Raw genomic sequence first — 16,372 nt, 5'->3', positions numbered from 1 at the left:
CTCGGGCCAGCACGTTCTCCACAGTCCGGTCCGGCGTGGGTCGCGTTCGGCCCCGCCCGCCGGAGGATGTGGGATGCCTCGCCTGCAACCGCTTCCCGATGCCCTCTCGCACCGACCCTTCCGGGTCGCTGACGCTGTCGGGATGGGCGTGAACGCCGAGCGCCTCCGTCGCTCCGACCTGGCCGCACCGGTCCACGGAGTCCGAGTGGCGGCGGGCGGTGACGACTTCGAGTCCTTCGTCGAAGCGCTGTCGCTCGTGATGCGTCCGGATCAGTTCTTCAGCCACACGACCGCTGCCCGGCTCTGGGGAGCACCTCTGCCGCTGGCAGTGCAGCGCGAGCAGACCGTGCACGTCTCGACGAGCGGGACGGGCCCTCGGATGCGGCGGGCACGGGTCCATGGCCACCGTCTCTCGGCGTCTGGAGTCATCGAGGTGGCGGGGCGATGGCTGTCCACACCCGAGGACACGTGGGCGCAGTGCGTTCCGCTGCTGGGGACCCGTGCCCTCGTCGCGGTCGGAGACCACTTCGTGGGGCGGAGCGACCTGACGACGACAATGGCAGACCTGTTCGGCGCGATCGTTCCGGGGTCCCGATCTGCGGTGGCCGCGCGGACGGCGGTCGACCTGGTCCGAGTGGGATCGGAGTCGGCGATGGAGACCTGGTTCCGGTTGGCGATCGTGGACGCCGGGTTCCCGGAGCCGGAGCTGAACGTCGAAGTTCGTGACCCGGACGGCCGGTTGCTCGGTCGCGTGGACATGGCGTGGCCGGATCACCGCATCGCGTTCGAGTACGACGGGGACCACCACCGGGAGCGCGACGCGTTCCACCACGACCAGCGGCGCGACAACGGCTTCACCGTCAACGACTGGATCGCCATCCACGCGACGTCGGCGGATGCGCACCGGCCGGCTGTCGTGTTCGAGCGACTCCGTCAGGCGTTCGAGCAGCGACTGGCCACGGTTCGTCGATTCGCGGCGTGAGGAGGACGCGCTGTCGGTGAAGCCGCGGCCTCGAGTGGTCGAGACTCCCCGACGGACATCCGTCGACTGGTCAGAGCACGTCGGATGAGCGCCCGTCGAACGACGTTCTTCGCCCACTCGGCGGAACTGAGCGGGGTGTTGCGACCGGTCGCGGGGCCTGGACCCGGGGGTCAGGACTCGCGGGGCCTGGACCCGGGGGTCAGGACTCGCGGGGGCGGGGCACCGGCGCCCCGGGGGCGCGGCCGTGGCGGCGGGCCCGGGTCAGGACTCGGGGGTGGGGAGCGGGGCGGGGGTGTAGTCGCGGGGGAGCAGGGGGAGCCAGATGCGGAAGGTGGCGCCACCGCCCACGGTGTCGATGACCTCGACCGATCCCTGGTGCGCGGCGACGATGCCCGACACGATGGCGAGCCCGAGGCCCGAGCCGCCGGTGTCGCGCGCGCGGGAGGTGTCGGCACGCCAGAACCGCTGGAAGATCTTGTCGCGGAGCTGCGGCGGGATGCCCTCGCCGTGGTCGATGACGTCGATGTGCGCCATGCCCCGGTCGTCGTCCACGCCGATGCCGATCTCGATGGGGTCGTCGTGCGCGGTGAAGCGCATCGCGTTGCCCATCAGGTTCGTCACGACCTGGCGGATCTTGTTCTCCTCGGCCAGGACGATCGGCGGGCGCTTCGGCAGCACCACGGTGGGCATCGGGGTGGTCTCGGTGCCGGGCTGCGACTCCGACTCGACGTCCATCGCGCGGCCACGACGAGCACGGAGGCGCGCGATGGTCTGGCGGGAGAAGGCGATCGGGCCGGTGGTGTTGGTCGCAGCTGACGGCGATGTCGGGACGGCATCGGGGGCAGGCGTGGCTGCGGGGCCGAAGGCCGAGGGAGCCCGGACAGCCTGGGGCACGTCCTCGACGAGCACCTGGATCTCGCGGTCGGGGTTCGACGCCATCGTGTCGAGCGCCGAGTCACGCGCGATGGCGACGAGGTCGACCGGCCCGAGCTCGAGCGGCTTGGACTCGTCGATGCGGGCGAGCTGGAGGAGGTCCTGCACGAGGAGTCCCATGCGCTTGGCCTCCTTCTCGATGCGCTCCATCGCCTGGGCGACGTCTTCCTCCTTGCGGAGGGCGCCCATGCGGTACAGCTCGGCGTACCCGCGGAGGGACACCAGCGGCGTGCGGAGCTCGTGGGAGGCGTCACCGACGAAGCGGCGCATCTGCGCGATGGTGCGTTCGCGGTCCTCGAAGGCGCTGTCGATCCGCTCGAGCATGGCGTTCAGGGAGCGGTTCAGCCGGCCGACCTCGGTGTTCGGGGTGTCGGCGTCGAGGCGCTGGTTGAAGTCCCCCGCGGCGAAGCGGGCGGCGGTGTCCTCGACGTCGCGGAGCGGGTCGAAGGTCGCGGTGACGAGCAGCCGGGTGAGCATGGCCCCGAGCAGGATGACCGAGGCGCCGAACCCCAGGAAGATGAACGTGAAGCGGGCGATGGTCTGGTCGGTGTCGGCGCTCGACACGGCGACGAGCACGTAGCCGGTCTCGGTGGCGCCGGTCGACAGGTTCTGCAGGTTCGCCGGGATGACCTGCGCTCGCCACTCGTGGTTGTGCTGCTTGTCGTAGAGGCTGAACGGCTTGCCCGCTGCTGCGGCACCGGAGAACCGCATCCGGGAGATGTCCGGCTGCGACGTCGACTGGGTGTCGCAGATCTGCTTGCCGTCGCTGTCGTACGCGGCGACGTACGAGCTCTTCTCGAGGACGACCGACAGCTTGCAGTACTGCTCCCCGTCGCTGACGTTCTGGCCCTCGAGCTGCGAGCTCGTCGTGCTGACCTGGGTGTCCAGGCGGGAGACCAGGTAGTTCGACAGCACGGTCATCGTGCCGAGGCCGGCGACGAGCAGCCCGAGCGCCACCAGGAGCACCGTGATGCCGGTGATCTTGGTTCGCAGGGAGATGCCGTCCCACCAGCGGTTCATTCTGGAGTGCATGCTGCCCTCACGATAGACGGCGGCCACCGGGCGAAACCCGGTGACCGCCGTGAACAGCCTGGAACTAGGAGGCCTTCGAGGCCTTGAGCATGTAGCCGAACCCGCGCTTGGTCTGGATGATCGGCTCGGTGGAGTACTGGTCGAGCTTGCGACGCAGGTACGAGATGTAGGACTCGACGATGCCGGCGTCGCCGTTGAAGTCGTACTCCCACACGTGGTCGAGGATCTGCGCCTTCGACAGCACGCGGTTCGGGTTGAGCATCAGGTAGCGCAGCAGCTTGAACTCGGTGGGGGAGAGCTCGATCTGCGCGTCGCCGATCGTGACCTCGTGGGTGTCCTGGTCCATCGTGAGCTCGCCGGCCCGGATGATGGCGTCCTCTTCGTCGTTCATCGTGCGACGCAGGATCGCCTTGATGCGGGCGACGATCTCGTCGAGCGAGAACGGCTTGGTGACGTAGTCGTCGCCGCCGACGGTGAGGCCGGTGATCTTGTCCTCGGTGTCGTCCTTCGCCGTCAGGAACAGGATCGGCGAGGTGTAGCCGGAGGACCGGAGGCGCTTGGTGACGCCGAAGCCGTTCATGTCCGGCAGCATGACGTCGAGGATGATCAGGTCGGGCTCTTCCTCCAGCACGGCGGAGATCGCCTGTGCCCCGTTGCCGACCGCTCGGACGGCGAACCCGGCGAAGCGCAGCGAGGTCGTGAGGAGGTCGCGGATGTTCGGCTCGTCGTCGACGATCAGGATCTTGGGGCCATCGGTCATGCCCCTATCATCTGACTGTTGTCTAAGCGTTTCCTGAGAGCGCATGGGGCGCCCCCTGGACCTGGTCCGCGTCGAGGATCGTGTACGAGTACCCCTGCTCGGCCAGGAACCGCTGCCGGTTCTGGGCGAAGTCCTGGTCGACGGTGTCCCGCGTCACGAGCGTGTAGAACGACGCGGGCAGGCCGTCCTTGTTCGGACGGAGGAGTCGGCCGAGACGCTGCGCTTCTTCCTGCCGGGACCCGAACGAGCCGGAGACCTGGATCGCCACGGTCGCGTCGGGCAGGTCCACGGAGAAGTTCGCGACCTTCGACACGACGAGCACGTCGATGTCGCCGTCGCGGAACGACTGGTACAGCCGCTCGCGCTCGTCGACGGGCGTCGCACCGGTGATCTCGGCGGCGTCCAGGGACTGTGCCAGGGCGTCGAGCTGGTCGATGTACTGCCCGATGACCAGGATCTGCTCGCCACGGTGCTTCTCGATGAGCTCGCGGACGACGGGGGTCTTGGCGGGGGACGTCGCGGCGAGGCGGTAGCGCTCGTCGTCGCTCGACGCCGCGTACTCCAGGCGGTCCTCGTGCGGCAGGTCCACGCGGACCTCGTAGCACTCGGCGGGGGAGATGTAGCCCTGGGCCTCGATCTCCTTCCACGGGGCGTCGTACCGCTTCGGGCCGATGAGGGAGAAGACGTCGCCTTCACGCCCGTCCTCGCGCACGAGCGTGGCCGTGAGGCCCAGGCGGCGACGGGCCTGCAGGTCCGCGGTCAGCTTGAAGACCGGCGCCGGCAGCAGGTGGACCTCGTCGTAGACCACGAGGCCCCAGTCGAGGGCGTCGAGCAGCGACAGGTGCGTGTACTCGCCCTTCCGGCGGGCGGTGAGGATCTGGTACGTCGCGATCGTGACCGGACGGATCTCCTTGACGCTGCCGGAGTACTCGCCGATCTCCTCCTCGGTCAGGGAGGTCCGGCGGAGCAGCTCGGACCGCCACTGCCGCGCGGAGACGGTGTTCGTGACGAGGATGAGCGTGGTCGCCTTCACCGTGGCCATCGCCCCGGCACCGACGAGCGTCTTGCCGGCGCCACAGGGCAGCACGACGACGCCGGAGCCCTGCGCGAAGAAGCTCTGGACGGCGTCCTGCTGGTACGGGCGCAGGTCCCACTCGGAGTTGTCGAGGTCGATCGCGTGGGGCTGCCCGGGCGTGTAGCCGGCGAGGTCCTCGGCCGGCCAGCCGATCTTCACGAGCTCCTGCTTGACCTGCCCACGAGCCCACTGCTGCAGCTCGATCGCGGTGTCGGAGCGCTTGTCGCCGAGCAGCGGCTTGATGCGCTTGGACCGGACGACCTCGGCGAGCACCGACGGGTCGGTCGCCGTGAGCAGCAGCCGGGGCTGGCGTTCGAGCTCCTCGGTCGGGGAGATCGCGATGACGGGGGCGTCCGCCGGGTCTTCACGCCGGATGACGAGCCGCCCGTAGCGGGCGACGGTGTCACGGATGTCGACGGTGACGCTCTGCGGGACGGGGAACTTCGCGAAGCGCTCGAGGGTGCCGATCATGCTCTCGGCGTCGTGTCCTGCTGCGCGCGCGTTCCACAGGCCGAGCCTGGTGACCCGGTAGGTGTGCACGTGCTCGGGGGCGCGTTCGAGCTCGGCGAAGGCGGCGAGCTCGTGGCGCGCGTCCTCGGCATCGGGGTGCGCGACCTCGAGCAGGACGGTGCGGTCGCTCTGGACGATCAGCGGTCCGTTCATGGCCTTCCAGCCTAGCCGTGCACGGCCGGGTCAGGCTTCGCTGTCGACGGACACGACGAGCGACAGCGGCAGCGTGCGTTCCACGTCGGCCGTGGTGTCCTTCCCGCGGATGCGGCCGGCGGCGACGGAGGTCGGGACGATCGAGAACGGCCGCTCACTGCCGTCCGGCATGCGGACCGTCACGCGGATCGGCGTGCGACCGCGGACGGCCAGGTCGATCTGCCGTCCGAGCCACTCCTGCTCCGGTTCGGCAGCGCCGCGTTCGGTCGTGACACGGAGGCGTTCCACGACGGCGTGCGCTGCGGCTTCCGGGCTGCGGCCCGGTGCACGGCGACGGCCGGGAGGCCCGTGGTGCGTCTCCGGGCGGGCCCCGGGTTGCAGCACGGCCGGGTACCGCTGGTCCTCCAGCGCCGCGTGCACCACGTGCGCCGGGTAGCGGGTCACCAGGGTGGTCAGCTCGGGGCGCTCCCACGCCAGCTGTCGCAGCTCGGCGTCCACCCCGATCAGGTCGAGCTGGTCGGCGGTCCCGCGGACCACGGCACCGATGCCGCCCTCACCGCGGTCCACCACGATGCTGCCGTCACGGGCGGCGACCTGGTCGACGAGGTACGCCAGCGGCTGGGGCACGCCGGTGACGCCGATGCGCTCGAACAGGTCCATCACGTCCTGCTGGGAGTTGCCGGCGCGCAGGGCCCGCCGGAGTGTCTCCTCGGACACGCGGTAGCGCGCGGCGAGCCCGGGGGCCTCGAGATCGGCGACGGTGCGGAGTTCGGCGTCCGCCGCGGGGGCGAGCGGGCCCGGCGCGATGATCGTCAGGTCGTGCTGCAGGTAGACGCCCTCGACGGTCTGCGGCAGGTCGGCCTCGGCGGCGCGGACGGCTGCGGGCTCGTCGTCACCGAGGAGCGTGCGGCCGGTCTCGGTGACGCGGCCCTCGACGGTCAGGCCGAGGGCGTCCGCGGTGCCGGCGACGTCGAGCAGGGTCGCGTCGAGCCAGCGGGCCCCGGCCGGGTACGCCCAGCGGCCGAGGACGACGAGGTCCCGCCAGTCGTCCCCGGCGACGTCGAGGACCTCGCGGACGGCCGGGTCGAGGCCGTCGTGCCAGCGGGTCACCAGGTCGGTCCACCGGGACGGCCACGGGGTGGTCAGCCACGCACGACCGGCGTCGGTCAGCGTCCAGGTGCCGTCGTCGGTCGTGGTGAAGTGGATCCGTTCGAGCAGTCCCAGGCGCCCGGGCACCACCTCGGCGTCGGCGCTGGAACGTTCCGCGAGCGCCCGGGCGAGCGGGGAGCCGATGCCGCCCTTGACGAGCTCGCGGACGGCGCCGTCGTCGACCGCGCGCAGCAGTTCGGCGAGGACGGTCATCGTCGCGAACGCGTGCTCCGCGCCGGTGGTGCGCTGCGTGGCGGGGTCGGCCGTGTCGGGGACCGCAGCGGCGGGGCGGGCCTCACCCGGGCCTCCCGTCTGCTCTGACTGGTCCACCAGGTCGGGGTGGGCGGCCACGCGCAGGGCGACTGCGTCGTCGACGCGGCCGTCCTCGTCGGCGAGGCCCAGCGCGACCGCGGGGTCGAGGTCCGGGCCGGTCGTGCCGTCACGGAGCGCGAGGAGGGTGCGTCGGGGGAGTCGTTCGACGGCGGCGTCGACCGCGGCGTCGGCACGGAAGGCCTCGGCGAGGTCGAAGAAGTCCGTGATGCTCTGGGGGCCCGTCTCGCCGAGCACGGCGGTGGGGAGGCCTCGGGCGACGATCAGTCGCTCGAGGTCGTGGTCCGGCATCGTCCGCAGGCGTGCGGCGAGGTCGGCGGTGGTCGTCATCGTCCTCCGCGTGGCGTCCGGAGCGGACGTCAGCGGACCTCGTTCTTGTGGGAGCGGGCCTTGCGGGTCCAGGTGACCGCCAGGAGCGCGAAGATCAGGACCATCGCGATGGGCGGTCCGAAGTAGAGCACGCCCAGGGCGACCGGCCAGATGCCGTCGCCGGGGATCTCCTTGAGCGTCAGCCAGCCGATGATCATCACCGCGAAGCAGACGATCGTGAAGAGGACGATGCCGCCGATCATGAACGCGAGCGTGCGTTCGGTACGATTGAACGTCGCCGGGGGTTCCGCGATGTTCCGCGTGTCCCCGGGTGATCGGGTCGGCTTGGCCATCCACCCAGGATATCCGCACCACGGCCGCCCACCTATCGAGGAGTTCCGCGCATGCCCACCGGCAAGGTCAAGTTCTACGACGACCAGAAGGGGTTCGGGTTCATCACCGGCGACGATGGTGACAACGTCTTCCTGCATGCCTCGTCCCTGCCCGACGGCACGACCACCGTCAAGGCCGGTGCACGACTCGAGTACGGCGTCGTGCAGGGCAACAAGGGGTCCCAGGCCCTCTCCGTGCGGCTGCTCGACCCGAAGCCGTCGCTGGCGAAGATGTCCCGCCGCTCGGCGGACGACATGGCCGTCATCGTCGAGGACCTCGTGAAGGAGCTCGACCGGATCAGCGGTGACCTGCACCACGGTCGCTACCCGAAGAACGGCACACGCATCGCCGCGATCCTGCGGCACGTCGCAGACCAATTGGACGCATGACCATGACGACCGACCACACCGACCTGACCGCTCTCGCGCGCACGGCCCTGCTCGAGGTCACCGAGGAGTCGACCGTCGGGTCCTTCGCGGGCACCACCGACGAGGGCGACGGGGTCGTCTCCGTGCTGTTCGCCAACCGCATGGCGGGCTACCCGGGCTGGCGCTGGACCGTCAGCGTCGCGCACGTCGAGGGCGAGGACCCCTCCGTGCTCGAGGTCGAGCTGATGCCGGGCGACGGCTCGCTGCTCGCGCCCGAGTGGGTGCCGTGGTCGGAGCGGCTCGCCGACTACCGCGCGGCGCAGGAGGGCGTCGACGAGGCCGACGTCGATGACGAGGACTCCGATGACGACGACTCCGATGACGACGACGAGTCGGACGAGGACTTCGACGACGCTGACGAGTCGGACGACGACGAGTCGGATGACGACGAGTCGGACGACGACGAGTCGGACGACGACGAGTCGGATGACGACGAGTCGGACGACGATGACGACGACGACTTCGACGACGACGAGGACGACCTCGCCGAGTCGGACGACGACGAGATCGAGCTCGTCGACGTCGACGAGCTCGACGAACAGCGCTGAGACGCCGGCGCACCGCACGCACTGCACGCACTGCGCCGGGAAACGGACACGGCACCACGGATCTCCGTGGTGCCGTGTCCGTTTCCCGGTGCAGGGGTGTCTCGGGTCAGTCCGCCAGGGCGCCGACCACGTAGGTGATCGCCCGGACGAGCTGCTGCACGTCGTCGGGGTCGATCGCCGTGAAGGTCGCGACGCGGAGTTGGTTGCGCCCGAGCTTCCGGTACGGCTCGGTGTCGACGATGCCGTTCTGGCGGAGCACCGCGGCCACGGCGGCGGCGTCGATGCTGTCGTCGAGGTCGATCGTGGCGACGACCTGCGAGCGGTGCGACGGGTCGGACACGAACGGCGACGCCCAGTCGACCGACTCGGCCCAGTCGTACAGCGTCGAGGACGAGGTCTTCGTCCGGGTGTCCGCCCACGCTAGACCGCCGGAGCCGTTGATCCACGAGATCTGGTCCTCGAGGAGCAGCAGCGTGGTCAACGCCGGGGTGTTGAGCGTCTGGTTCAGCCGGGAGTTGTCGACCGCGTTCTGCAGCGAGAGGAACTCCGGGATGTACCGGTCGGACGCGGCGATGCGGGCGACGCGCTCGATGGCCGCGGGGGAGAACAGCGCGAGCCAGAGCCCGCCGTCGGACGCGAAGTTCTTCTGCGGCGCGAAGTAGTAGACGTCCGTGGCGCTGGCGTCGAAGGACACCCCGCCCGCGGCGCTCGTGGCGTCGACGACGGTCAGCGCGCCCGGGTCGCCCTGGGCGCGGACGACGGGCGCCATGACACCGGTCGAGGTCTCGTTGTGCGGGTAGGCGTAGACGTCGACGCCCTCGACGATCTCGAGCTCGGAACGCGAACCGCCCGGGGCCTCGACGACGTGCGGGGCCTGGAGCCACGGGGCCGCTGCGGCCTTGGCGAACTTCGACCCGAACTCACCGAAGGACAGGTTCTCGGCGCGCTGCTCGATCAGGCCGAACGCGGCGGCGTCCCAGAACGCGGTCGACCCGCCGTTGCCGAGGACGACCTCGTAGCCGTCGGGCAGGTCGAACATGGTGGCGAGGCCCTCGCGCACGGAGCCGACGAGGTCCTTCACGGGCTTCTGGCGGTGGGACGTCCCGAGGATCGTCGCGCCGCGTGTCACGAGGGACTCGAGCTGGGCACCGCGGATCTTCGACGGGCCGCAGCCGAAGCGTCCGTCGGTCGGGAGGAATTCGGCCGGGATGACGATGTCTGCCATGGGCCGATCCTACCGACGGGTCGTCCGCCGCCCGCCCCGTCGTTGCTTGTCAGCCCGAGGAAGTAGTGTGGGTCCCGCTCAGTTCTGACAGGAGAGGCGGATCCGTGACCGATCTCGTCGACACCACGGAGATGTACCTCCGGACGATCCTCGACCTCGAAGAAGAGGGGATCGTGCCGCTGCGTGCGCGCATCTCCGAACGGCTCGGGCACTCCGGTCCCACGGTCTCGCAGACCATCGCCCGGATGGAGCGCGACGGACTCGTCGTGGTCTCCGGCGACCGACACCTCGAACTCACTGACGAGGGCCGCTCCCGCGCCACCCACGTCATGCGCAAGCACCGTCTCGCGGAGCGCCTGCTCGCTGACGTCATCGGACTCGACTGGGCATTCGTCCACGACGAGGCCTGCCGGTGGGAGCACGTGATGAGCGAGCAGGTCGAGGTCCGCCTGCTCGAGATGCTCGGCAACCCGACCGAGTCGCCGTACGGCAACCCGATCCCCGGCCTGGCCGAGATCGGCGGGCCGGACGCCGGCGGGTTCCTCGACGGCGTCCGCAACATCGTCGCCGCAACAGAGGGCACCGACGCCGTGGCCACCGGGGTCATCCGTCGACTCGGCGAGCCCGTCCAGTTCGAGCCCGAGCTCCTGCACCAGCTGCGCTCCGCCGGGGTCATGCCCGGTCGGCTCGCCAGCGTGCAGCGCGCCGGAGCGTACGTGTCCGTGCGCGTCGAGGGCGAGGACGCCGGCATCGAGCTGCCGTCCGAGGTCGCCCAGCACGTCTACATCGACGCTGCGTGACGTTCTGCCCTCTGACCAGGGCTTCGTCACCGATCTGTTACCAAAGGGCGTTTTCGTCTCGACAAGGTAACGGCGTCCCCGTACACTCGACGAGTCCCCGGGCTGATGCCGATCTGGGGACCCGTGGCAGGACGTCTCTCGAACCCGTCTCCTGCCTCGATCGGAGACGATGACGAACGGATGGGGTTGCGCACGTACGAGCCCGAACCCGTGCGGGTGATGACGAGACGCCGGAGACCACACCCTTGACGCAGACCGGTTCCGCCGCGGACGACATGTCCACGAACCCGACGAACGCAGTCCCCACCAACGCAGGCCTCCCGAACACCGGCCACCTCGACGCGGCCGACGCACCGCTGACCCGGCGTGCAGCCCGTGCCGCCGAGACCCCCACCCGCCGTCGCGCCGTGACCCCGGTCCGCAGTGCGCCGCTCGTGCGTCCGACCGCCGTCGCCTCGACCCAGGCGAAGCCGACGGCGAGCTCGCGCAAGCGCAAGTTCATGGCCCCGGTCGTGCTCGCCGTCGCCGCCGGCATGTTCGGCACGATGGCCGTCCCCGCCGCCTTCGCCGCCACGCAGCAGACCGGAGCGTCGGACGCCGCGGCCGCACAGCAGGCGGTCCGCACCACCGAGAGCCAGCAGCTGACGGTCTCCGACGCCGCGGTCCTGGCCGACACCAGCCGCGACGGCTTCTCCGCCACGTCGACCGCGACGCTCGACGCCCGCAAGCACGCCGCCGACGTCGAAGCCGCCCGCGCCGCCGCCGCGAAGCAGTACGCGTCGTACACCGGTCCGACGGCGACCGACTACCTCGCGTCGTCGAAGACCAGCACCACTGCGGGCACGACCGCGGGCACGGCCGCCGCAGCTGTCCCCGCCGCCGCTGCCGCCCCGGCCGCGAACACCCCGTTCTCGCTGCCCGCCGTGGTCGCCACCGCGAAGCAGTACATCGGCACCCCGTACGTCTTCGGCGGCGCCACCCCGGCCGGCTTCGACTGCTCGGGCTACGTCATGTTCGTGTACGCCCAGTACGGCATCAACCTGGCGCACTCGGTGCCGCTGCAGGACGCTGCCGGCACGACGATCCCCACGTCCGAGGCCCAGCCCGGTGACGTGGTCATCTTCAACAGCGAGGCCCACGACGGCTTCTACATGGGCAACGGCATGATCATGGACGCCCCCAAGCCCGGCGGTGCCGTGTCGATCCGACCGATCTGGACGAGCGAGTACCACATCGTCCGCTTCGGGGTCTGACCCGCGCTCGCCCTGAACGTTCCGTGAACCGGTCCAGCACTCCTCGTGCTGGGCCGGTTTCTGGTTTAGCCTGAGCGCATCGGCCCGACACGGCCTGGACTGGAGACCTCATGTCAACGGCACGCACGACCCGCACCATGGGTCGGCGCGCGCTCGTGGACATACGGTCGACCACGACCCGCGTGCACCTGCACGCCCTGGGATGACCGAGAGCACTGCCCCTGCGGGCGGTGCTCTTCTTCGTTCCGGGCCCCGGTCGTGGCCACTCGTCCGACGCCGTTCGATCCGTAGCCCCGCATCGCCTGGAAGCCGTCCAGGCACGTCGGAAGGGAACCCATGCGCACTCTCGTCCTCAACGCCGGTTACGAGCCCCTCGCGGTCATCTCGTTCCGGCGGGCCCTCGTGCTGGTCATGAACCAGAAGGCCGCCATCGTCGCCGCCGACGTCGAGCACCCGGTCACCGGGTCGACCTCGAGCTACGACCGTCCGTCCGTCATCATCCTCACCCGGTACGTGCGCATCCCGCACGCCAGGCTCGTGCCGGTGTCGCGGCGCGGGGTCCTGCGGCGTGACGCGAACCGCTGCGCCTACTGCGACCGGCACGCAACCACGATCGACCACGTCCAGCCGAAGTCGCGCGGCGGTGCGGACTCGTGGGAGAACCTCGTCGCCTGCTGCCTGGCGTGCAACAACGCCAAGGGCGACCGCACCCCGCGGGAGATGGGCTGGAACCTGCGGTTCCGCCCGAAGGCCCCGCACGGGTCGAGCTGGGTGGTCCGCGGGATGGAGCGCACGGAGCCGGACTGGGACGAGTACCTGGTGGCCGCGTAGCCACGCTGCGGACGGGAGGCCCGGTGTCAGGCCGCCACGAGCCTCCCGTCCGGAACGCGGTCCCCCTGGACGCCGTGCCGGGTCGATCTACCGGATCGGCGGGCGGTCAGCGGACCCATTGCCGGACCACAGTGCGTCCACAGATGCCTGACCGTCAATGGGGTCACCACCCGACCAAGAGTGGTCCGACGGCCGGTCCAGCCGCCCAGCGTCAGGACTGACGGATGAGCACGACGACGAACCGACGGTCGGTGGTGACGCCACCGACCGGTCCCGAGAGCAGCTACCGGCAGCGCATGCTGTCCGAGCCGGAACTGCGTGGCCGGGCTCGACGCCGACAGGCCGCCGTCGACGTGCTCGGCGTCGCGGTCTGGGGCTCGGCAGCGATGGCGGTCACGCTCTGGTTGAGCGCTGGACCGGTCGACCTCTCCGGTGTCGGACAGGTCCTCGTGGCTGCGGGCATCGTGGCCGGCATGGTCGGGACCGACCTGGTCCTCGTGATGCTCGTCCTCGCCGCTCGCGTCCCGTTCATCGACCGTCTCGTCGGGCACGACGCGGCGATGGTGCAGCACGGCAAGCTCGGCAGGCCTGCGCTGTACCTGCTCCTCACCCACGCCGGACTGCTCGTCGTCGGCTACGCGGTCGAGTCGCACGAGAACGTCGTCGCAGAGGCCGTCGCGTTGTGGAGCACGTCCGACGTCCTGCTGGCGGTCCTCGCCCTGGCCGGGTTCGTCGCGGTCGTCTGGACGTCCGTCGTCGCTGTCCGGAAGGTGCTCCCGTACGAGGTGTGGCACGGCGTCCACCTGCTCTCCTACGTCGCGGTCGGCCTCGCGATCCCGCACCAGCTCTCCCAGGGACAGGTGCTGGCGCAGGGCAGCTGGGAGCGCGTGTACTGGGTGGTGCTGTACGTCGTCGCCTTCGCCTCCGTCGCCGTGTTCCGGTTCGGGCTGCCGATGGTCAGGTCCCTGCGGCACCGCGTCGTCGTCGTCGGGGTCGAGCGGATCGGTGCGGACGTGGTCTCCCTGTACCTGCGCGGTCGAGCCCTGACGGAGTTGCAGGCGCGCGGCGGCCAGTTCTTCATGTGGCGGTTCTGGACCGGTGCGACCTGGTGGCACGCGCACCCGATCTCCCTGTCCGCCGCGCCGACCGCCGACGGCATGCGGGTCACCGTCCGGGCGCTCGGTCGCGGCAGCGCCCAGCTCGGGAGTCTCCAGCCGGGGACCCGGGTCTCGTTCGCTGGCCCGTACGGGGTGTTCACGGACCGGGTGCGCACGTCGACGCGGGTGGCCGTCGCCGCGTCCGGGATCGGAGTCACGCCCGTCCGGGCGTTCCTGGAGCACCTCGACGCTCCCGCCGGAGCCGTCACCGTCCTGCTGCGCGGGCGATCGCCACGCGAGACGTCCCTGTGGCAGGAGGTGATCGACCTGGCGCAGGCGCGTGGGTACCGCGTGTTCACGAGCATCGGGCCGCGGGGGAGCGGCACGGGTGGGTGGCTCTCGAGCTCGGACACCGCGCGCGGCGTCTCGGCGGCGTCGGTGTTCCCGGACCTGCGCCAGTCAGACCTGTACGTCTGCGGGCCCGGACGGTGGAGCGACCTGGTCGAGCAGGACGCCCTCCGTGCCGGACTCCCGGCGACGCACCTGCACCGAGAGCGGTTCGACTGGTGAGGGCACGCATCGTCATCGGCGGGGTCCTGGTCTCGATCGGCATCCTCAGTGTGGGCGTGGAGTCCGCGGTCGTGCACCGCGACGCCGTCTCCGCCGCGGGCGGGACGGGCACGTCGGACGCCGGGGGAACGGCGGGCGGGACCGAGAGCGGAACCGGGAGCGGGACCGGTACAGGGACCGGGACCGGGACCGGGACCGGGTCGAGTTCGACCAGCGGTGCCCTGAAGGACGGCACGTACACCGGGACCGCCGCGGCCACCCAGTTCGGGAACGTGCAGGTGCAGGTCACCGTCGCCGGCGGGAAGATCACCGACGTGACTCCGCTGCAGCTCACGGACCGTGACGGCCGGTCCGTGCAGATCAGCGCGCAGGCGGCACCGGTGCTCCGACAGGAGGCCCTGTCCGCGCAGTCCGCCGAGATCGACACCGTCTCCGGCGCGACGTACACGTCCGAGGGCTACCTCCAGTCGCTCCAGTCGGCGCTCGACCAGGCACGTTGACGCGGTGGACCACGTGTTCAGGACGATGGGGACCGTGGTGTCGCTGCGGATCGATGGCGCCGATCCCGGCAGCGACGTGCTCGCCGACGTCGAGGCCCGGTTCACGGCGTTCGACACCGAGTTCAGCCGGTACCGTCCGGACTCGCCGGCGTCCCGCATCGCCGACGGGCGCCTCCCGCTGACCCGCGCGTCCGCCGAGCACAAGCACTGGTACGCCGAGGCGGTCCGGTGGCGGAACGCCACTGCTGGCGCCTTCGACCCGCACCGGCGGGACGGCACCGTGGACCTCGCGGGGATCGTGAAGGCAGCGGCGATCGAAGCCGCCGGCGCCGTGCTCGTCGGTGCCGACATCGAACGGTGGTGCTGCAACGCCGGTGGCGACGTGCTGACCGCGGGCGGTTCACCGGCGACGCCCTGGAGAGTCGGCATCAGCCACCCGGACGATCCAGCACGACTGCTCACCACCGTCGCACTCGACGGCAGCGCACGAGCGGTCGCGACGTCGGGGACCAGCCACCGTGGTGAGCACGTCTGGCGGACCGACGCGACGAGCGAGTACCGGCAGGTCACCGTCATCGGCAGCGACCTCGTCGAGGTCGACGTCCTCGCGACCGCCGTCCTGGCCGGCGGTCGGAGCGTCCTGCTCGAGGCGGTCGAGCGGTGGGACGTCCGCGTGGTCGCCGTCACCACCAGCGGTGACCTCGTCGAAGCACGACGGACCCCACCGCTCGTGTCGGGTCGACTCAACGGGCGGGCACCGGCCGGGTCGTGACGGGAGCGAGCCACCGGGTCAACAGGACGGCGGTGATGCTGCCAGTGGTCATGATCGCGGCGAGGACGACGATCTGGAACCGGCCTGCCTCGAGCGGTGAGACCCCGCCGAAGACCGCGCCGACGAAAGCGCCGGGCAACGTGACGAGGCCCGTGGTCTTCGTCTGGTCGACGGTGGGGACGAGCGCGGCCGTCACGGCTCGGCGGACCAGCTGTTCGGTCGCACGGCGGGGCGCGGCGCCGAGGGCGAACCAGCCCTCGACCTCCTCCCAGCGGTCGTCGACGAGTTCGTGGAAGCGGCGTCCAGCCACGCTCGCGATCGTCATCGCGTTGCCGATCACGATCCCGCCGATCGCGAGCGCGTACCGCGGGGACAGGGTCAGCGCTCCGGTGCCGAACACCACGGCGCAGCTGACCAGGATCCCGGCGGCCATGGTCACCGCGACCGGCACGATCGCCGCCCTGACAGGTCCGAGCCGTCTGGCGGCCGTGATGGCCGCGACGCTGAACATCACGGTCAGCGCGAGGGCGATGAGCAGGGGCGACCGGATGACCCCGCTGAGCACCAGGCTGATCGCGGCGAGCTGCAGCGCGCCGCGGAGGATCGCCAGGGCCGGAGCCCAGGGGTCCGCTGCCCGGGCGAGGACCAGCGTGAGCGAGGCGATCGCGACGAGTGCCAGGACTCCGGCGACGGTGTGCAGGAGCTCCTCGACGGTCACGTCC

General features: G+C 70.9%; 16 protein-coding genes. 9 read left to right on the top strand and 7 right to left on the bottom strand.

Going from position 1 to position 16,372, the window contains the following annotated elements; genetic code table 11:
* Window positions 1–142 precede the first annotated feature (142 nt).
* Window positions 143–982, top strand: a complete 840-nt coding sequence (locus tag ITJ68_RS11760) for a hypothetical protein (RefSeq protein WP_194661464.1) — start codon at window positions 143–145, stop codon at window positions 980–982.
* Between the two features lie 261 nt (window positions 983–1,243).
* Here ITJ68_RS11760 and ITJ68_RS11755 read toward each other — a convergent pair whose 3' ends face one another.
* From ITJ68_RS11755 to ITJ68_RS11735, 5 genes are all read right to left on the bottom strand, one after another.
* Complete coding sequence (locus tag ITJ68_RS11755; RefSeq protein ID WP_194661463.1) at window positions 1,244–2,947, bottom strand: sensor histidine kinase; 1,704 nt, start codon at window positions 2,945–2,947, stop codon at window positions 1,244–1,246.
* Window positions 2,948–3,011: 64 nt separating this feature from the next.
* Window positions 3,012–3,707: a response regulator transcription factor gene (locus ITJ68_RS11750; protein WP_056120555.1), complete on the bottom strand. Its 696-nt coding sequence runs from the start codon at window positions 3,705–3,707 to the stop codon at window positions 3,012–3,014.
* A gap of 22 nt (window positions 3,708–3,729) precedes the next feature.
* On the bottom strand, window positions 3,730–5,445 hold the full coding sequence (locus ITJ68_RS11745) for a DNA repair helicase XPB (protein WP_194661462.1): 1,716 nt from the start codon (window positions 5,443–5,445) through the stop codon (window positions 3,730–3,732).
* A 30-nt stretch (window positions 5,446–5,475) separates the two neighbouring features.
* Window positions 5,476–7,254 carry a helicase-associated domain-containing protein gene (locus ITJ68_RS11740; protein ID WP_194661461.1) on the bottom strand — a complete coding sequence of 593 codons (1,779 nt, stop codon included), beginning with the start codon at window positions 7,252–7,254 and terminating at the stop codon, window positions 5,476–5,478.
* Between the two features lie 29 nt (window positions 7,255–7,283).
* A complete protein-coding gene (locus ITJ68_RS11735) occupies window positions 7,284–7,586 on the bottom strand; it encodes a hypothetical protein (protein WP_071273360.1) in 303 nt (100 codons plus the stop codon).
* A gap of 51 nt (window positions 7,587–7,637) precedes the next feature.
* On the opposite strand from ITJ68_RS11735, the gene ITJ68_RS11730 reads away from it, so the two are divergent.
* Together ITJ68_RS11730 and ITJ68_RS11725 are read left to right on the top strand one after the other, a co-directional pair.
* Window positions 7,638–8,015 carry a cold-shock protein gene (locus tag ITJ68_RS11730; protein WP_194661460.1) on the top strand — a complete coding sequence of 126 codons (378 nt, stop codon included), beginning with the start codon at window positions 7,638–7,640 and terminating at the stop codon, window positions 8,013–8,015.
* On the top strand, window positions 8,012–8,602 hold the full coding sequence (locus ITJ68_RS11725) for a DUF3027 domain-containing protein (RefSeq protein WP_194661459.1): 591 nt from the start codon (window positions 8,012–8,014) through the stop codon (window positions 8,600–8,602). Before ITJ68_RS11730 ends, ITJ68_RS11725 begins: the two co-directional genes overlap by 4 nt.
* Before the next feature lie 106 nt (window positions 8,603–8,708).
* On the opposite strand, the gene serC is transcribed toward ITJ68_RS11725, so the two are convergent.
* Window positions 8,709–9,827, bottom strand: a complete 1,119-nt coding sequence (gene serC, locus ITJ68_RS11720; protein WP_194661458.1) for a phosphoserine transaminase — start codon at window positions 9,825–9,827, stop codon at window positions 8,709–8,711.
* 104 nt (window positions 9,828–9,931) lie between these two features.
* On the opposite strand from serC, the gene ITJ68_RS11715 reads away from it, so the two are divergent.
* The 6 genes from ITJ68_RS11715 (at window position 9,932) to ITJ68_RS11690 (ending at window position 15,650) form a co-directional block, all read left to right on the top strand.
* Window positions 9,932–10,627, top strand: a complete 696-nt coding sequence (locus ITJ68_RS11715) for a metal-dependent transcriptional regulator (protein ID WP_194630438.1) — start codon at window positions 9,932–9,934, stop codon at window positions 10,625–10,627.
* Between the two features lie 245 nt (window positions 10,628–10,872).
* Window positions 10,873–11,880: a C40 family peptidase gene (locus ITJ68_RS19585; RefSeq protein ID WP_194661457.1), complete on the top strand. Its 1,008-nt coding sequence runs from the start codon at window positions 10,873–10,875 to the stop codon at window positions 11,878–11,880.
* 336 nt (window positions 11,881–12,216) lie between these two features.
* Window positions 12,217–12,711: an HNH endonuclease gene (locus tag ITJ68_RS11705; RefSeq protein ID WP_071273343.1), complete on the top strand. Its 495-nt coding sequence runs from the start codon at window positions 12,217–12,219 to the stop codon at window positions 12,709–12,711.
* A gap of 224 nt (window positions 12,712–12,935) precedes the next feature.
* Window positions 12,936–14,378, top strand: a complete 1,443-nt coding sequence (locus ITJ68_RS11700; RefSeq protein WP_194661456.1) for a ferric reductase-like transmembrane domain-containing protein — start codon at window positions 12,936–12,938, stop codon at window positions 14,376–14,378.
* Entirely contained in the window at window positions 14,375–14,878 is a 504-nt protein-coding gene (locus ITJ68_RS11695) for an FMN-binding protein (RefSeq protein ID WP_323743301.1), read from the top strand. Before ITJ68_RS11700 ends, ITJ68_RS11695 begins: the two co-directional genes overlap by 4 nt.
* 4 nt (window positions 14,879–14,882) lie before the next feature.
* Window positions 14,883–15,650, top strand: a complete 768-nt coding sequence (locus ITJ68_RS11690) for an FAD:protein FMN transferase (protein ID WP_194661455.1) — start codon at window positions 14,883–14,885, stop codon at window positions 15,648–15,650.
* On the opposite strand, the gene ITJ68_RS11685 is transcribed toward ITJ68_RS11690, so the two are convergent.
* The gene (locus tag ITJ68_RS11685) at window positions 15,622–16,368 is read right to left on the bottom strand and encodes an ABC transporter permease (protein WP_194661454.1); all 747 of its coding nucleotides are present in this window, start codon (window positions 16,366–16,368) and stop codon (window positions 15,622–15,624) included. The genes ITJ68_RS11690 and ITJ68_RS11685 overlap by 29 nt on opposite strands.
* Between the last annotated feature and the right edge of the window lie 4 nt (window positions 16,369–16,372).

This window comes from Curtobacterium sp. VKM Ac-1395 (assembly GCF_015350975.1).
In the GTDB taxonomy this organism is placed as follows: domain Bacteria; phylum Actinomycetota; class Actinomycetes; order Actinomycetales; family Microbacteriaceae; genus Curtobacterium.
This window is presented reverse-complemented; position numbering and strand designations above follow the sequence as displayed.